This is a genomic window from Paenibacillus tabacirhizosphaerae (assembly GCF_040812395.1).
Taxonomy (GTDB): Bacteria; Bacillota; Bacilli; order Paenibacillales; family NBRC-103111; genus Paenibacillus_E.
Genome location: NZ_JBFNXH010000001.1, coordinates 275,770 through 290,472 on the forward strand (window position 1 = coordinate 275,770; position 14,703 = coordinate 290,472).

Here is a 14,703-nt window from a genome sequence, read left to right on the forward strand (position 1 = left end):
GGGAACAGTACAGCGTTCCTTGACGGTTTTTGCTTTACCTGCGAGCAACCCGGCTATTCGTTCAGCGCCGTTTGCAGTGCTTTTACATTATTTTGCATGAGTCCGATATAATCGAGGTTTTGGGACTTGTCTTCATCCGTCAAGCCTTCAATCGGGTTCAGGACGGCTGACTTTGCGCCGACTTCTTTCGCAACGACGGCGGCGACCTTAGGATCAGCCAGCGTTTCAAAAAATATCGTTTTCACCTCATGCTCCTTGGCGAATCGGATGATATCCGCCATTTTCGCTGGCTGCGGCTCCTCCTCTGGCGAAAGTCCCGCGATAGGCACCTGGGTAAGCCCATATTGCTTGGCTAGATAGCCGAATGCAGCATGCTGCGTCACGAATTCCTTACGTTTAACCGTACTGAGAGCGGCTCGAAAGGACTGATCCAGTTCTTTCAGCTTGACTATGTAAGCGTCTGCGTTTTTCTTGTAGTCCTCTTTATGTACAGGATCGGCTTGTTCCAATGCCAACTCAATGGAGGCTACTTCCTTTTGAGCGAGCACGGGATCAAGCCAGACATGCGGGTCCCATGCCTTTTCAGACGAATGCGCTTCGGTCTCATGGTCGTGGTCCTCTTCTTCTGCACCTTCCATCAGGTCAATCCCTTTGCTGGCTTCGACCACTGTAAGATGGTCCTTCTTCACGCTTTGCAGCGCCTTATCGACCCAATGCTCTACGCCCGCACCGTTGTACACGAATACGTTCGCCTCTTCCATTTGTTTCATATCCTGCGCTGTAGGTTCCCAATCGTGCGGCTCTGCACCAGCTGGAACTAGGGCAGTAACATCGGCGTGTTCGCCCGCCACCTGACGCGTGAATTCGTACATGGGATAAAAGGTCGTTACGATTTTGATCTTGCTATTTTCCGCCGCTGGCGCTGTTGCTTTCTGAGCCGCAGGTTCTGAGGCTGAACAGCCGCCCAGCATCATAGCAGCTACTGCTAGAATAGCGGTTGTTTGAGGTAAAAAAGATGATCTGGATTTCATGGGTTTCCCTCCATTTGAACGTTCAATTCCGTTTGAAACCTTTTTTCTTGCTGCGGCTGGAACTGGGACTGCTTGCGATTATTCGTTTTACCCAGCTTCACCCAGAGCCGTTTGCATCCAATCCCTAGTACCCAAAAGCTTAAGAGCATCAAAGCAATGGTGCCTCCGGGAGGCGTGCTTAGCGCATAGGAGGCGGTCAATCCTGTATATACACCCGTCAGTCCAATGCCCATCGCGAGGAAAATCGCCGCCGTAAAGCTGACAGCCAAGCGAATAGCCAAGGCAGCGGGCAAAATAATCAGCGAAGAAATGAGCAGTACGCCGACAACCGGTATCGCTACCGCAACCACCATACCCGTAATCACGCTGAAAGACAAGGATATCCAGCGCACGGGAAGACCGCTGGTCCGAGCCGTTTCTTCGTCAAAAGCCATCTGATACAGCGGGCGTCTCATGACAAAGAAATACAAACCGCTCAGGAGAGCGACCCCCAGCATCATCCACAGCTGCAAGCTGTTCACCGCAACAACCGAGCCGAACAAATACGCGGAGAATCCTTTGTTAATGCTTTGGTTGAGGCTCATCAGCACGACGGCTACGGACAACCCTCCGATCATAATAATTGCGATCGACATTTCACTGTAAGCTCGATAATAGCGTCGAACCATTTCCACGCATATGGCGCCAACCACCGCTGCTGCGAAACCGGTCCAGGAAGGATTGATATGGACAGTCGCTCCCAGCGCAACGCCTGCGAGTGAAACATGAGACAACGTATCGGCCATTAGAGCCTGCCTTCTAAGCATCAGGTATACACCTAGTGCAGATGCGATCAACGCGATCAATCCGCCGGCGTAAAATGCCCGCTGCATGAAGTCGTAGTGCAGCATTTCCATCCGCTTCTCTCCTTTCGTTCCAATCGAATGACCCGGTCAAGGTAAGGAGCCACCTCTTCAAGCCCATGCGTAACCATCAGCACGGTTCGGCCATGCTCCTTCACCTGTTGATGCATGAGTGTATAAAACCCTGCTCTGCTATCCGTATCCATCCCCGTCGTCGGTTCATCCAAAACGAGCAGATCCGGCTGCTGCGCAAGGGCGCGCGCGATGCATATGCGCTGCTTTTGGCCGCCTGACAGCTCGCCGATTTTGCGGTGCCGCAGCTCCCACATGCCGACCTGCCGCAGAGCGATCTCCGTCACTTGGTGATCATGCGACTTCATCCTGCCCAGCCAGGAATGCTGGACGAAACGCCCGGAACGTACGAATTCCAGCACGTTGCTCGGAAAGCCGCCGTTAAAAGCCGCCATCTGCTGAGGCACATAAGCCGTCGTTAGCTTCTCCCCGCCTTCGCCGCGCTTACGAAGCTCCACGCTGCCTGCCCACGGCTTCAGCAACCCTAACAGAAGCTTCAGCAGCGTCGTCTTCGCAGCTCCGTTCGGTCCTGTAACGGCCGCGAATTCTCCAGCCTGAACAGTCAGATTCACATCCTCCAAACAGGGGATGTCCGTGTATCCGAACAGCACATGACGCATTGCCGCCAGTTGCATAAAAAGCCACCTCTTTTTAGTAATAATTACTATTTAACGCCTCTAAGCATAAAGGATGATCCCTGTTTTGTAAATAGTAATTTTTACGTTTATGACAAAATAAAAAACCCGAGCCAGCGCTCGGATTCGCTTTGACAACCTTTATGGATGAACTGGATTTTCAAATTCAAGCTTGCGCAGTGCGCTCCGCACTTCTTCCTTGGAGAAGTTTTCACCGATAAATACCGCCACATCCGGCACTTCGCCTTTGGGGGTAATTTTGACGAAATCCATCTCCCGGTACGCGTACTGGAACAAAAAACGGCTTGCCGTGTCGGAGAAGCTGAGAATCCCCTTCGCGCGATACACCTCTTGCGGCAGCTTGCTGACAAACGTCTCGAATGCGTTGCTATCCACCGCTCGTTCGAAAAAATGCGTATACGCCATCACATGATCATGCGAATGATGGTGGTGACTGGCATCCGCATGGGTATGCTCGTGCTCGTCGTGCTCGTGATGGTGGTCATCTGCATGCATACGGCTCACTTGCCCGCGCTCGTCCTCGAGCGCTTCGATCTCCCGCATATCCAAGTGGCTGAACACGGTGTAGTGCACGGACGTGTGCGGATTCCATTCGCGCACAAGTGCGTCTACCTCCTGCTGCGACGAAGCCGGCAGCAGGTCTGTTTTGTTCAGCAGGAGCAGGTTCGCGCAGCGGATCTGCTCCTGCATCAGCCGGTACGTCTTGCCGCGGCTCGTCCGGCTCAGCTCCAACAGCTGCGGGCCATCCACCACGGTGATGACCGCCTTCAGTTCAACCGGCAGCACGAGCGACGCGTCCGTGACTTCATCAATAATTTCCATCGGATTCGCGATGCCCGTGGATTCAATAAAGATCAGATCCGGCTGCTCTTCCGTCACCAGATCCTTGAGCGCCGAGGCAAGATCGCCCCGGCTTGAGCAGCAAATGCAACCGCCCAGCAGCTCGGACATCGGCACCTCGCTGGCAATCATTTGCCCATCGAGATTGACTTCGCCAATCTCATTCATAATCACTGCGGGTTTGCGTCCCGCTTCCGTAAAATAATCGATTGCCTTGGTCAACAGCGTCGTTTTTCCGCTTCCCAGGAAACCGGACAACACATAGACCGTAACTCTTTTTTGCGACATAACACCCTACCTCCGTCTAGCATACAAAATGAAAACTCCGTAGCATGATTGTAACTCATCTCTATTATTCGTCATTTACACCCAATCTGAGATACAGCGGCGTGGTCCCCTTAAGGACGAACAAGCCCAATCAACCGATAAGAACAACTTGCAGCGCTTCCTTGCTCATTTGTTTGGACGAGCTGTAGCGTATATCCATTACTTCTCATCCAGCTCAATCGCAAATTTCGCAAGCAAAATCGGCCATTTTCCCACGAGCTGCGCGAGAAAAGGAAATAACTTCGCCCACAGGAAAGTGTTTGTCGGATCTGCCGGCTTCAGCGGAAGCTCCAACCGGTCATACAACATGTGGGACGCTTCTTCTACAAGCGCTAACGCGAGATCCGAAGGCACAGCTGCTTCTATCTCTTCGAACCGAGACAAATAGATCTCGCTGATCGGCACCGATAATTGATGCGCCGCCAAGTTTTCCGAGGCCATCACTTGCCCCATGCCTAAGCTGACAAGCCGCGCGGTTTCGGCATCAAAAGCGTGAGGAATACAATAAATTTCGAGCGCTAAAGCAGCGATATACATCTCCCTCAGCAGCTCGTCCTCTTTGGCTTCCGACAGTTCAGGCTCTGTTAAATAAGCGGAGACCGCCGGTTTCATGGTTTCCCAGTTGTTTTCTATGCTTCTCATCGTAAACTGCATCATGGCTGCAGCCACTTCTACAGGTTTAATCGGTTTTTTATCTGTTTCCTGCATGCTGGTTATCCTCATCTCTCTTAGGGTGTAAAATGAATCGTTACTTCAATAATCTCCGAGCGGCTGCCCAGGCGAATCGGCGGGCCCCATGTTCCGAAGCCCGAGGATACAATCGCGTGCAGGTTCCCTTTGCGCAAATAACCCCAATCCAATTCAAACAGCCTTCTTGTAATCAGATGGTTGGGGGCCATCTGGCCTCTGTGCGTGTGGCCGGACAGCATCACATCCGCGCCTGCGTCAGCCGCTGCGCCCAAGTGGTACGGCTGATGATCCAGCACGATAATGGGCTGTCCGGCATCGACGCCCTCCAGTAAAGCAATCAGCGGCTTGCGCCCTTCTGCCGTTCTTTCTGCAGCTTTGTCTTTACGGCCGACGATATACAAGCGTTCAGCGATATGCACCGTCTCGTCCATGAGGACACGGATGCCAGTCCGGCTCATTTGTTCCACAAAGGCAGGAATATGCCCGCCAATGTATTCATGATTGCCGAGAACCGCATAAATGCCAAGCGGAGCTTGCAACTGCTGCATCGTTTTCCCCATATTATAACGGATAAAAGGGCGGATATCATCGTCAATGACATCCCCAGGCAGCAGAATCAGATCAGGCCGCAGGCCATTGACCTGATCCACCAGCTTCCGCAAATGTCGGTTCCCAACAACGGAGCCCAGATGGATATCGGAGGCGACTGCAATACGGAGTTGCTTCCAGTCTCCGGCTTTTTTCGGAATCGTGATTTCATACCTGCGTATGACAGGGCTATTCGCGTTGTAAGAGCCCCGCGCTACAATAATGCCGAAAATCAGGATATCCAGCCAGCCCAGAATCGGAATGAAGGTGCGGGACGGCAAAGATAGCAGATGGAGCGCCCCGGCAGCCAGATCCGTCAAGAGCAGGAGCAAGACGCCATATTGCATGAAGGCGAACCAATACGAACCGATGACCTTCAATATGCGTGTCACCTGGGCATGCAGCAGCCGCGAGCTCGCCCACGACAACAGGTACGCTAGCGCAATAATCCAGAAGCATACCCAATATAAAGCGGGGTGAAACCAAGTACCCAGCAAGCTTGACAGGAACAGTTGACCATGCCAGCCGATATATCCATTCACGCCAAATATAATGGCAAATATAAGTGCGATGCTTATCGCCGTGCGTGTTTTCATGTGCGCTACTCTCCCGTTCCTTCTCTTCGTCTTCGCCTCTATAGCAGCAGCCGCAGCTCCTCTATGCAGGATTCGTCATCATTGCGCACATTGCCGACCCGGCTTGCAACCGGGTACGCGAGCATGTCATCCGCCGGATACGGCCTCAGCAGCGGGGTTAGCGCTTCCGCGCTCGTCATGCTGCGATCCAGCCAAATGGCCTCCGCTTCGCGCGGCACAATGACCGGCATCCGCTCATGAATGTCCGCCACCAGCTCGTTCGCCGCCGTTGTCACGACCGTGCAGGTCGAGATGCGACGTCCCTCCGGCGACATCCACGTGTCGTACAGACCGGCAATGCTGAACATGCTTTTGTTCTTCATCATAATCCGCATCGGCTGCTTTTGCTTGCCCTTGCCCTTCCATTCGTAGAAGGAGTCGGCGGGAATGAGGCAGCGCTTGCGCTGAAACGGAACGCGGAACGCGGGTTTGTCTGCCAGCGTTTCAGCTCTGGCATTGAGCATTTGGTAGCCGATCTTTTCATCGTTCGCCCACTCCGGAATGAGCCCCCAGCGCAGCTCGCCAAGCCTGTTCTTTTCCCCATCATGGACAATCGCCATCACAAGCTGGCCCGGTGCTACATTGTACCTAGGGCTGTACGTGGAAGAATATTTGTAATACACATCATAATGAAGCATCAGTTCCTCCAGCGTCACAGTAATCGTATAGCGTCCGCACATGGTGATCCTCCTTCCCCAGCTTTTTTTCTGCTTCCTCCATTATGAGAAAAACAACAACCCGCGTCAATTCGGAAGAAAGACCTGTTATGACACAATAAGAACCTGAACGGGAATCTTCGTTCAGGTTCTTATCCAATGCGGAATCATTTTCGGTCATTTTGCCAGCCACGACACCCCTACATGGCTGAAGTGGATTTGATGCCTTACATCAAGTATCTTCCCGTGATCGACTGCTCTGCATGGATGATCTGCGAAGGTAGGCCCTCGAACACCACCTGACCGCCCTTGCTGCCTCCGTCAGGCCCCATATCGATGATCCAATCCGCTTGGCTGATGACATCGAGGTTGTGCTCGATGACGATCACCGTATTGCCGGCATCCACAAGGCGGTTCATGATTCCCAGAAGGTGACCGATATCTGACATATGCAGGCCAGTCGTCGGCTCGTCCATCACGTAGATGCTGCCCTTCTTATACAGCTCGCTTGCCAGCTTGATGCGCTGGCATTCCCCGCCCGAGAGCGTGCTGAGCGGTTGGCCAAGTGTAATATAGTTCAGCCCCACATCACTCATCGCCTGCAGCTTGCGCACAACCTCTTTTAGCTGAAAAAAATCCAATGCCTGCTCCACAGTCATCTCCAGCACTTCTGCAATAGACTTTCCGTTCAGCTTGTACGCGAGCACCTCTTCCTTGAACCGTCTACCTCCGCATACTTCGCATGGCAGCTTCACGCTGTCGAGGAATGCAAGATCTGTATACACAACACCCAGCCCTTGGCAGTTCTCGCAAGCCCCCTTGGAATTAAAGCTGAATAAGCCTTGGCTCACCTTGTTCGCGGAAGCAAACGCTTTGCGCACATCATCCATAATGCCCGTGTAGGTCGCGGGATTCGAACGTGTTGACACTCCTACCGCCGATTGGTCGATGACGATCGCATCCGGATGCTGGCTGAGGAATACTTCGTTAATCAGCGTACTCTTGCCCGAGCCGGCGACACCCGTAACTACTGTCAGCACTCCGGTTGGAATATCTACACTCACGTTCCGCAGATTGTGAAGCAGGGCATCCTTGATGGACAGCTTGCTGGACGGCTGCCTGCAATCGTGCTTCAGATGGAGCGGCCGCTTCATATAGGTGCCTGTCAGCGTACCTGCCTCCAGCAGGTCTTGGAAGCTTCCTTCATACATGATGGTACCGCCGCGGCTGCCGGCGTAAGGCCCGACGTCGACAATATGATCCGCCACCTTGATCACATCGGGATCATGCTCGACGACAATCACAGTATTACCCTTGTCGCGCAGCTTCTGAAGCAATCCATTTAACCGGTGGACATCACGGGGGTGCAGGCCAACGCTGGGCTCATCGAAGATGTAAGTGACATCCACGAGACTGCCGCTCAGGTGCTTCACCATCTTGACGCGCTGCGACTCGCCGCCGGACAATGTATCCGTCTCGCGGTCCAGCGTCAAATAGTCAAGCCCGATATCCACCAGATGTTGCAGCCGCTCCGTCAGCGACCTCACGACCGGCGCGGCGATTGCGTCGTCAATCTCCCGAATGACGCGGATGAGATGTCCGACCTCCATCGAGGACATCTCCGCAATGTTGTGTCCATTGATTCTGCAATTGAGCGCGGCCTGACTGAGTCTCGCGCCGTGACAGCTGGAGCAGGTGCCCTCGGTGATGTACGGCGCAACAGCTCGTTGCGTGCGGTCAGACATCGTTTTCAAATCCCGCTTGATATACTTGTTAGTGAACTTCTCGATGATGCCTTCCACGGTAATATTTATTGCCTTACCGCCGAACTGCATCTCCACTTTCCGTGCTTTGCTATACAGCAGCTGTTCTAATTCCTCATTCGTATAATCGCTCAGCTTCTTGTCGCTATCGAAAGATCCCGTTTGTACGATAATTGACCAATCCATGCTGTCCACCTTATAATCCGGCAGCAAAACGGCCCCTTCATTCAACGATTTGGACATATCCAGCGCCTTGCTCATGTCGATGCCCAGCCTGCGGCCGATCCCGCTGCACTCGAGGCACATGCCTTGCGGATCGTTAAACGAGAACATGTTCGCTTGTCCAACATAGGGTTGACCCACTCGGGAGAAGAGAAGGCGAAGAATGGGAGAGATATCGGTAATCGTGCCCATCGTGGAATGGGAACCTCCGCCCAGCCGCTTCTGATCCACAATAACAGCCATGCTCAGGTTCTCTATCGCGTCTGCATCCGGTTGCGGAAAACGCGGCAGAAAGTTGCGGACGAACATGCTAAAGTTTTCGTTCAGCAGACGCTGGGATTCGGCGGCGATGGTATCGAAAACGATCGATGACTTGCCGGATCCGGATACCCCGGTGAAGATCGTGATCTTCCTCTTGGGAATGCGCAAGGATACGTTCTTGAGATTGTTTTCCCTCGCACCCGAGATGACGATATACTCTTGATTAGATTCGCTCATGCTTAACACCCTTCCGATAGTGTTAATTTCTACTTATTCACATTATACCATTCATCGTGCGATAGAAAGTCGGGCAGCCCGAACTTGCACCTGTTATTGTTCTAACCAAAGGGAACTGAACTCCAGATTTTGTAAAGAACGCCTTTTCACATTATCTATCCGGATCAAGCAGTGTTCAACTATCGTGCCCATTAATTTAGCATTGGGGAAGGAGATGTTTTAGTACCGAATGCGGTTATTGTTCCAACACCTTTTCAAGCTCGCCGCACCATTTACCCCAGCCATACTTAGCGCCTGCGAGCGCTTGTTCATTTGAGATTCCGATTTGTTCGAGATGAAGGTTAACCTCTCCGTTCCCTAAATCCTGCAGCGTCCAGGTGACTGTGTGCTTCTCCCCTCCGCTGGCCCAAGTATAGGACACCCGATTGGTGCGTCCACGACAAGTACTTCGCCATCAATAATTCCATCCCACCATTCGGTCGGCTGCGTGCTAAATTGAAAACGGTGTCCCACAACGGGCTTAAAATTATTTTCCATCGCCTGACCGGTGTGGATGTTGGCCACCCACTTGGCAAGCTTGCTTGAATCGGTTACGGCGGACCAAAGCTTCTCGATCGATGTCTTGTACTGAAAATCCAAGGTTAATGTTAAACTCATTCGTCTTCCTCCTCTAATAGCTGGTTCAAGCGCAACATATTCGTACTCCAGAACTTGCTGTAGAAAGCCACCCAATCTTGAATTTCTCTGAGTGACGCTGGAGTTGGCAACTAGGAGAGCCGGGATCTAAGAGTTTTCCTTGTCGTGGGCGATGTTATCCTTAAGTGCTGCGACAACCCTGACAGGGCGAAACCGGCGGTTGACATCGGCTGGCAGTTGATTTTCCGAATTTACCCCTTGCATAAAGAACGAATGTTCGGTATATAATAAGAATATACGTTCGTACTTGGAGGGTGAAACTATGCACAGACACATTGGACGTATCATTGGAATTATTTACCTGAACAGTAAAGACATATTTACTAAACGCCATATTCGTGTTGGTTCCGTCAATGGCAATAGGGTAAAAGCATATTTCTTCACTGTAAAAGCGCCTCGTGTGTTCCGGATTAATCGAATCATGGCCAAACAGGCAGTGAAGCGCTATGCCTAAACGGACGATTTTTTTGGTTGACGGCCAATCATTCTACGCATCAATCGAAAAGGCTGCTCATCCTGAGCTAAAAGATAAACCAGTAGCCGTAGGCGATCCTGCGCGCCGGTCAGGCATCATTCTTGCGGCTTGCCCAGTTGCCAAGTCTCATGGAGTGACGACAGCTGAAAGGGTAGGTGAGGCGCTTGCTAAATGCCCGGATTTGAACATCATTCGGCCGCGAATGCAAACCTATATTACCATATCCCTATTCATTACTGAGATCTTTGAGTCGTTCACTGATCAGGTTGAACCGTATAGCATTGACGAACAATTTCTCGATGTTACCGGCTCCACTGCATGTTTCGGTTCTCCGGAAGAAATTGCACGGCAAATACAATCTCGCGTGCTGTTGTCAACAGGGGTCTGGACTCGCTGTGGAATCGGACCAACAAAAATATTAGCCAAGATGGCCACGGACAATTTCGCAAAAAAAGGGCCTGAAGGTATTTTCAAACTCGACTTTGACAATATTGAATCTGCTTTGTGGCCGCTACCCGTACACCAGATGTTTATGGTCGCTTCGCGCATGACTCGCCATTTTATAAGAATGGGATTAAATACGATTGGTGACATAGCACGTTTGGAATTAGCCGAATTCAAACGGCGCATGCGCTTTGAGATGGGGAAGCAAAGCGATATTCAAGCGGAGTATTATTGGCAGATAGCGCGTGGCATCGATCCTAGCCCGGTCATACCGAGCATTCGTAACAAATTGAAATCAATTAGCCATGGAAAGGCGCTACGAAGCAGCCTTTATCGTAAGCTTGAAGATATTGAGGTTGTTCTTTTAGAATTGGTCGTGGAGGTCTGTCGCCGCAGCAGGAAACACGGATACATGGGCCAGGTGGTGACAGTGGGGGCGGCGGAAACTGACGGGGAGCGGTCTACAGGGTTTAGCCGGCAGGTAACGCTGCAGCAACCTACGTCGCTTTCTCACGAAGTAGCCGCAGCAGCGCTCGGAATATTTCATAAATTTTGGAGTGGTATGCCCGTAAGTAATCTGCATATTTCGCTCACGCAGTTGGTGGACGATAGCGTCTATCAGCTTACTCTATTCGAGGACCGGGAGAAAGCTTACGGCCTGGAAAGAGCGACTGATGAAATTAAGGATCGATTTGGCAGCGCCGCTATTATGCGGGCATCCTCTTTATTAACGGCCGGAGTAGCACGAGAACGAGCGGAACAGATCGGAGGTCATTACAAATGAGCAAACTAGACGGTAATGAGCGGTGGAAATCCAAGATGCTGCTCACCGAACATCAAGAGCAATATGAAAGTCGAAATGATCCAAAAAAGACGTCTCGGCCCACACCAGAGGAGCTCAATATGATCCGCGACTACATCTTACTACCTTACATGCTTACGATGGTACAAAAGAACGTAGATGACATCGAACGCAGTTCTAACCTTCTAAAGCAGCTTTATCTAGCACCTGGTCAAGTGGTCATGAACAAAATAAGCAAAGACATTCATGCTATACGGCGTGAATTGACCAAGCGTAACATAAGGATCATCGGCGACGAACACGCGGATTTGGTCGTGTATCACCGTTTTCTTTGTCGAGGTTATGAGGATCGTTTTGGGATGACTCGTGATGTTATGCGTTCGGAAATTAGTGTCCAGTTGAAAAAATATATAAAAGAAATTATCGGCCGAATAACAGATGAGAAATAACCCTATAAATCTAACTAAACGTTTTTGATTTATCTGTATCTGGCCCATTAACTGAGTGAGGCTGCCGCTCGTTCCCGCGGCAGCCTCATAATATTGAATTTCGAGCTCTCGTTATTCACTAATCCAACAAGCAGCTCGAAAATTAGCTCGTGCACCCCCCTCTCCGATTCATGAGTGTGGTCATAAGCTCTGCTTTAATCAAGCTTCGTAGCATCGTAAAGCGATGAATATAGCCGCGCACTCTGTACTCCACATGAATGCCGAGCGCATCCGTCTCCGTGCTCAACACTTTCATATCCCGTTTCTTCATCTTGCTTTTCAGGCTTTGCAATTCCGGGTAAATCGAGTTTTCGACCTCCCGAAGGTAAAAAATAAGATGATTGTACACAATCTTATCCTTATAAATCTTGAGCTCCTCCCTATCCCTTGCCAACATATCCAACAAAATGGGCAGCAATGTGTACTCCTTGATGATTTGAATATCTTCTTCAGTTTCGATTCTTGGATTAGCACTCATAAATTCACCACCATAATGCGAACGTATATTCCTATTTCTTATTATATACCGAACATATATTCTCTATGCAAGTAAATTTTTGGGGAACAATAAAAAATAGGCCACCCCTCAGCAGAGATGCCCTGTTATGCGCACGACATGATTTATTTCACCGAAACATAGCCCATAACTTAATGAGATGAAGCGTGCTCGCAGGATCGATTTTTTGCGCGATAATGAAGTCCACAATTTGACTGGCCTGATTCCCGACAAGCTTCTCGCCAAAAATGCCCGCCGCAGCCCCCAGCAAGCGGTTTACCTTTGCGCGGTTCTGCAGGTCCGCCTTCGTGACGCCCTGCAGCAGCATTTTGATGCGCTCCTTGATCTCCGGATTTTTCAGCTTGAACTTTACGCGTTCCACAAGTGCTGGGTCGATCCCATATTGTTGATAGCTCATGCACGTACCTCCGATTACCGTCATGCTCTATCTTATGAGCAACCATCCGCAAACTTGACTCGCCCCTGATACACTTACGTGCAAACACAAAAAACAGCTGCCGCTGCCGACAACCGTTTCATATCCCTTACCAATATATAGCGGCCACAATGACACAAATGGCGTTAAGCACAATCAAGAGCGGCATGCCAACGACAAAAGAAGTGTGCTTCGTCTTGTGGCGCCATGCCCGCATACCGAGCCAACCGCCAATCCCCCCACCGAGAGCAGCGAGCGTGAACAGCCTTTTTTCCGGCACCCGGCGACCGCCCTTCTTGGCTTGTCCCTTATCGTGTCCCATTTCTATGAACGTAACGAGATTAATCAGCACTAGATAACAGAGGAAATAAGTCAAGTTCCGTACACCTTCATTTCCAAAAAAATAGTAAGCGTACTATCATCTTAAAATCGAATGCGCATGCGGTCAAATGTTATTTCATCGCCAGCTTCAAAATTGCCCCAGTCATCTCTCCATCATCTGGATCCCTTGAAACAACGTAGCCATATATAAGCTTTCAGCGTTGCAATCGATGTCCGTAACCGGGCACCCAAGCCGCACGGAAAGCAGCGTGACCCGATTCTGGATATAGCTGATGCGGAACAAGCCGCGGTCTGAGCAAACGAATACCTCCGAATCCTTGGTCACAATGGAAAAAAGAAACAGCTGCGGGAAGCGAATTTGCTCAAAGCCCCCCTTCTTATCTCCATGCAGCAAAGCGCCGTCCTCGGTCACGCCGAGAATGTGCCCTTGATACACAGCCAGCCCCGTCACCGCTTGCTCCAGCGGGTAATTTATCCACTCGCTCATGAGCCGATCATAGATCGCAAGACCGGATTCGAACGCGAGAATAAGATACTGGGGATACAAGAGAAAATCATACACTTTGGCATGCGAGTAAGCCACTTTCTGCCAATCGCCGGATGCCCGGCTCCATAAGCCGTACGAAGTCGCAGCCCACGATAAGCCGCCTTGCTCCTTGTACTGATAGCAACCGATTGCCAGATCCGTATCACGCCACTGCTCGCTGCCAAGATCGAACTTGAACAATCCCTTGTTCGTGCAGGCAAAGAGCTGCGTATCCTGAACGATAAGCCGATTCACATGCACACCGTCCGGTAAACCGTGGCGCAGCCCCTCCCAATCACCTTCTTTATGCTTAAAAAACACGCCGGTTCCCATAGGGGCGGCTACCAGCGTTTCATCGTTTAAAATTTTGATGGATGAAAAGTGGAACAAAAAGTCGCCCTTATCATCTTTGGGGGAACGTTGCAGCAAAAGATCAGCTCCTTCTAAGCCGAGGATCCTGTCATCAGCAAAAATATGGACTATCACAGCTCCATTTTAAATGATAATGATTATCATTGTCAAACTATTGCGAAGGAGAATCGGGCAAATCAGGAATAGGAACCGGGCATTACAGGCCCTATGAAGGCCTTATGTCCAATACCTTGCGGCGGGCAACCGATCATGTTCTTGGCTTTGGGAAATGACAAGCAGATGATCCCATAAGAAAAACGCCTAGCGGCGTCCTTGGCATAAACCGTATGTTGGCGCATGGGGAGTGGATTGAGAATGGGGTTCCGACAAGATTTCAAATATGGGCGCTAAACGCTTCTCCACCCCAGCCTCATCCCCTCTTCCGTTCTACTTTGTGCTGCGCTGCCTTCCACTTTTTCCATCACGGGTTATCCCAGCTGTAACGACGGAACTACGGTGCGCTATTTCTTTAAATTTCCTGTTTTTTTACCATGGAGAGGAACTATGATGCATTAAACAAGTAATCGCTAGCGTGAAACTCCTAATTTCTGATGCATAGCGTACTGTAGTTCCGCGAAACTATTCATGAGGACGTTTAAGGAGCAAATAACGCACCCTGGTTCCTCCGAAATAACCTCTAACCCTCATACTAAGCAGAAATTCAAGATGTGGCCGGATCTGAAACAATGCCCTACCCCATTTAAACTGAACTAACTGCACCTACAACTGTAAATACAGCACCCACACCTTATTCGTGCACATGTACA

At 50.7% G+C, this 14,703-nt stretch carries 15 protein-coding genes and 2 pseudogenes; 3 read left to right on the forward strand and 14 right to left on the reverse strand.

The window, feature by feature from the left end:
- Positions 1-53 precede the first annotated feature (53 nt).
- From ABRS97_RS01260 to ABRS97_RS01305, 10 genes and pseudogenes are all read right to left on the reverse strand, one after another.
- Positions 54-1,031: a metal ABC transporter substrate-binding protein gene (locus ABRS97_RS01260; protein ID WP_367811080.1), complete on the reverse strand. Its 978-nt coding sequence runs from the start codon at positions 1,029-1,031 to the stop codon at positions 54-56.
- Positions 1,028-1,927: a metal ABC transporter permease gene (locus tag ABRS97_RS01265; protein ID WP_367811081.1), complete on the reverse strand. Its 900-nt coding sequence runs from the start codon at positions 1,925-1,927 to the stop codon at positions 1,028-1,030. The genes ABRS97_RS01260 and ABRS97_RS01265 overlap by 4 nt, the downstream gene beginning before the upstream one ends.
- Positions 1,873-2,580: a metal ABC transporter ATP-binding protein gene (locus ABRS97_RS01270; protein ID WP_367811082.1), complete on the reverse strand. Its 708-nt coding sequence runs from the start codon at positions 2,578-2,580 to the stop codon at positions 1,873-1,875. Before ABRS97_RS01270 ends, ABRS97_RS01265 begins: the two co-directional genes overlap by 55 nt.
- A 141-nt stretch (positions 2,581-2,721) precedes the next feature.
- Positions 2,722-3,729: a CobW family GTP-binding protein gene (locus ABRS97_RS01275; RefSeq protein WP_367811083.1), complete on the reverse strand. Its 1,008-nt coding sequence runs from the start codon at positions 3,727-3,729 to the stop codon at positions 2,722-2,724.
- Positions 3,730-3,927: 198 nt separating this feature from the next.
- Entirely contained in the window at positions 3,928-4,476 is a 549-nt protein-coding gene (locus ABRS97_RS01280) for a hypothetical protein (protein WP_367811084.1), read from the reverse strand.
- Positions 4,477-4,496: 20 nt separating this feature from the next.
- Positions 4,497-5,642: a metallophosphoesterase gene (locus ABRS97_RS01285; protein WP_367811085.1), complete on the reverse strand. Its 1,146-nt coding sequence runs from the start codon at positions 5,640-5,642 to the stop codon at positions 4,497-4,499.
- Between the two features lie 38 nt (positions 5,643-5,680).
- A complete protein-coding gene (locus ABRS97_RS01290) occupies positions 5,681-6,361 on the reverse strand; it encodes an SOS response-associated peptidase (RefSeq protein WP_367811086.1) in 681 nt (226 codons plus the stop codon).
- 203 nt (positions 6,362-6,564) lie between these two features.
- Entirely contained in the window at positions 6,565-8,820 is a 2,256-nt protein-coding gene (locus ABRS97_RS01295; protein WP_367811087.1) for an ATP-binding cassette domain-containing protein, read from the reverse strand.
- 235 nt (positions 8,821-9,055) lie between these two features.
- A pseudogene (locus ABRS97_RS01300) lies at positions 9,056-9,477 on the reverse strand (SRPBCC family protein).
- Positions 9,474-9,569, reverse strand: a pseudogene (locus tag ABRS97_RS01305) (transcriptional regulator); the annotation flags it as partial. The pseudogenes ABRS97_RS01305 and ABRS97_RS01300, both read right to left, overlap by 4 nt.
- Before the next feature lie 209 nt (positions 9,570-9,778).
- Here ABRS97_RS01305 and ABRS97_RS01310 point away from each other — a divergent pair.
- The 3 genes from ABRS97_RS01310 to ABRS97_RS01320 are packed head-to-tail and all read left to right on the forward strand — an operon-like array spanning position 9,779 to position 11,686.
- Positions 9,779-9,970 (forward strand): WYL domain-containing protein, encoded by a 192-nt coding sequence (locus ABRS97_RS01310; protein WP_367811088.1) that lies wholly within the window; start codon positions 9,779-9,781, stop codon positions 9,968-9,970.
- Positions 9,963-11,219, forward strand: coding sequence for a DNA polymerase IV (locus ABRS97_RS01315; RefSeq protein ID WP_367811089.1), 1,257 nt, complete (start codon positions 9,963-9,965; stop codon positions 11,217-11,219). The genes ABRS97_RS01310 and ABRS97_RS01315 overlap by 8 nt, the downstream gene beginning before the upstream one ends.
- On the forward strand, positions 11,216-11,686 hold the full coding sequence (locus ABRS97_RS01320) for a YhjD family protein (protein ID WP_367811090.1): 471 nt from the start codon (positions 11,216-11,218) through the stop codon (positions 11,684-11,686). The genes ABRS97_RS01315 and ABRS97_RS01320 overlap by 4 nt, the downstream gene beginning before the upstream one ends.
- 142 nt (positions 11,687-11,828) lie before the next feature.
- Here the strand turns inward: ABRS97_RS01320 and ABRS97_RS01325 are convergent, their stop codons facing one another.
- The 4 genes from ABRS97_RS01325 to ABRS97_RS01340 form a co-directional block, all read right to left on the reverse strand.
- Complete coding sequence (locus tag ABRS97_RS01325) at positions 11,829-12,203, reverse strand: YhjD family protein (RefSeq protein WP_367811091.1); 375 nt, start codon at positions 12,201-12,203, stop codon at positions 11,829-11,831.
- Positions 12,204-12,351: 148 nt separating this feature from the next.
- Positions 12,352-12,639 carry a stage VI sporulation protein F gene (locus ABRS97_RS01330; protein ID WP_367811092.1) on the reverse strand — a complete coding sequence of 96 codons (288 nt, stop codon included), beginning with the start codon at positions 12,637-12,639 and terminating at the stop codon, positions 12,352-12,354.
- Positions 12,640-12,766: 127 nt separating this feature from the next.
- Positions 12,767-13,033, reverse strand: a complete 267-nt coding sequence (locus ABRS97_RS01335; protein WP_367811093.1) for a DUF1294 domain-containing protein — start codon at positions 13,031-13,033, stop codon at positions 12,767-12,769.
- A 108-nt stretch (positions 13,034-13,141) separates the two neighbouring features.
- Positions 13,142-13,954, reverse strand: coding sequence for a ligand-binding sensor domain-containing protein (locus ABRS97_RS01340; RefSeq protein ID WP_367811094.1), 813 nt, complete (start codon positions 13,952-13,954; stop codon positions 13,142-13,144).
- Positions 13,955-14,703: the final 749 nt, after the last annotated feature.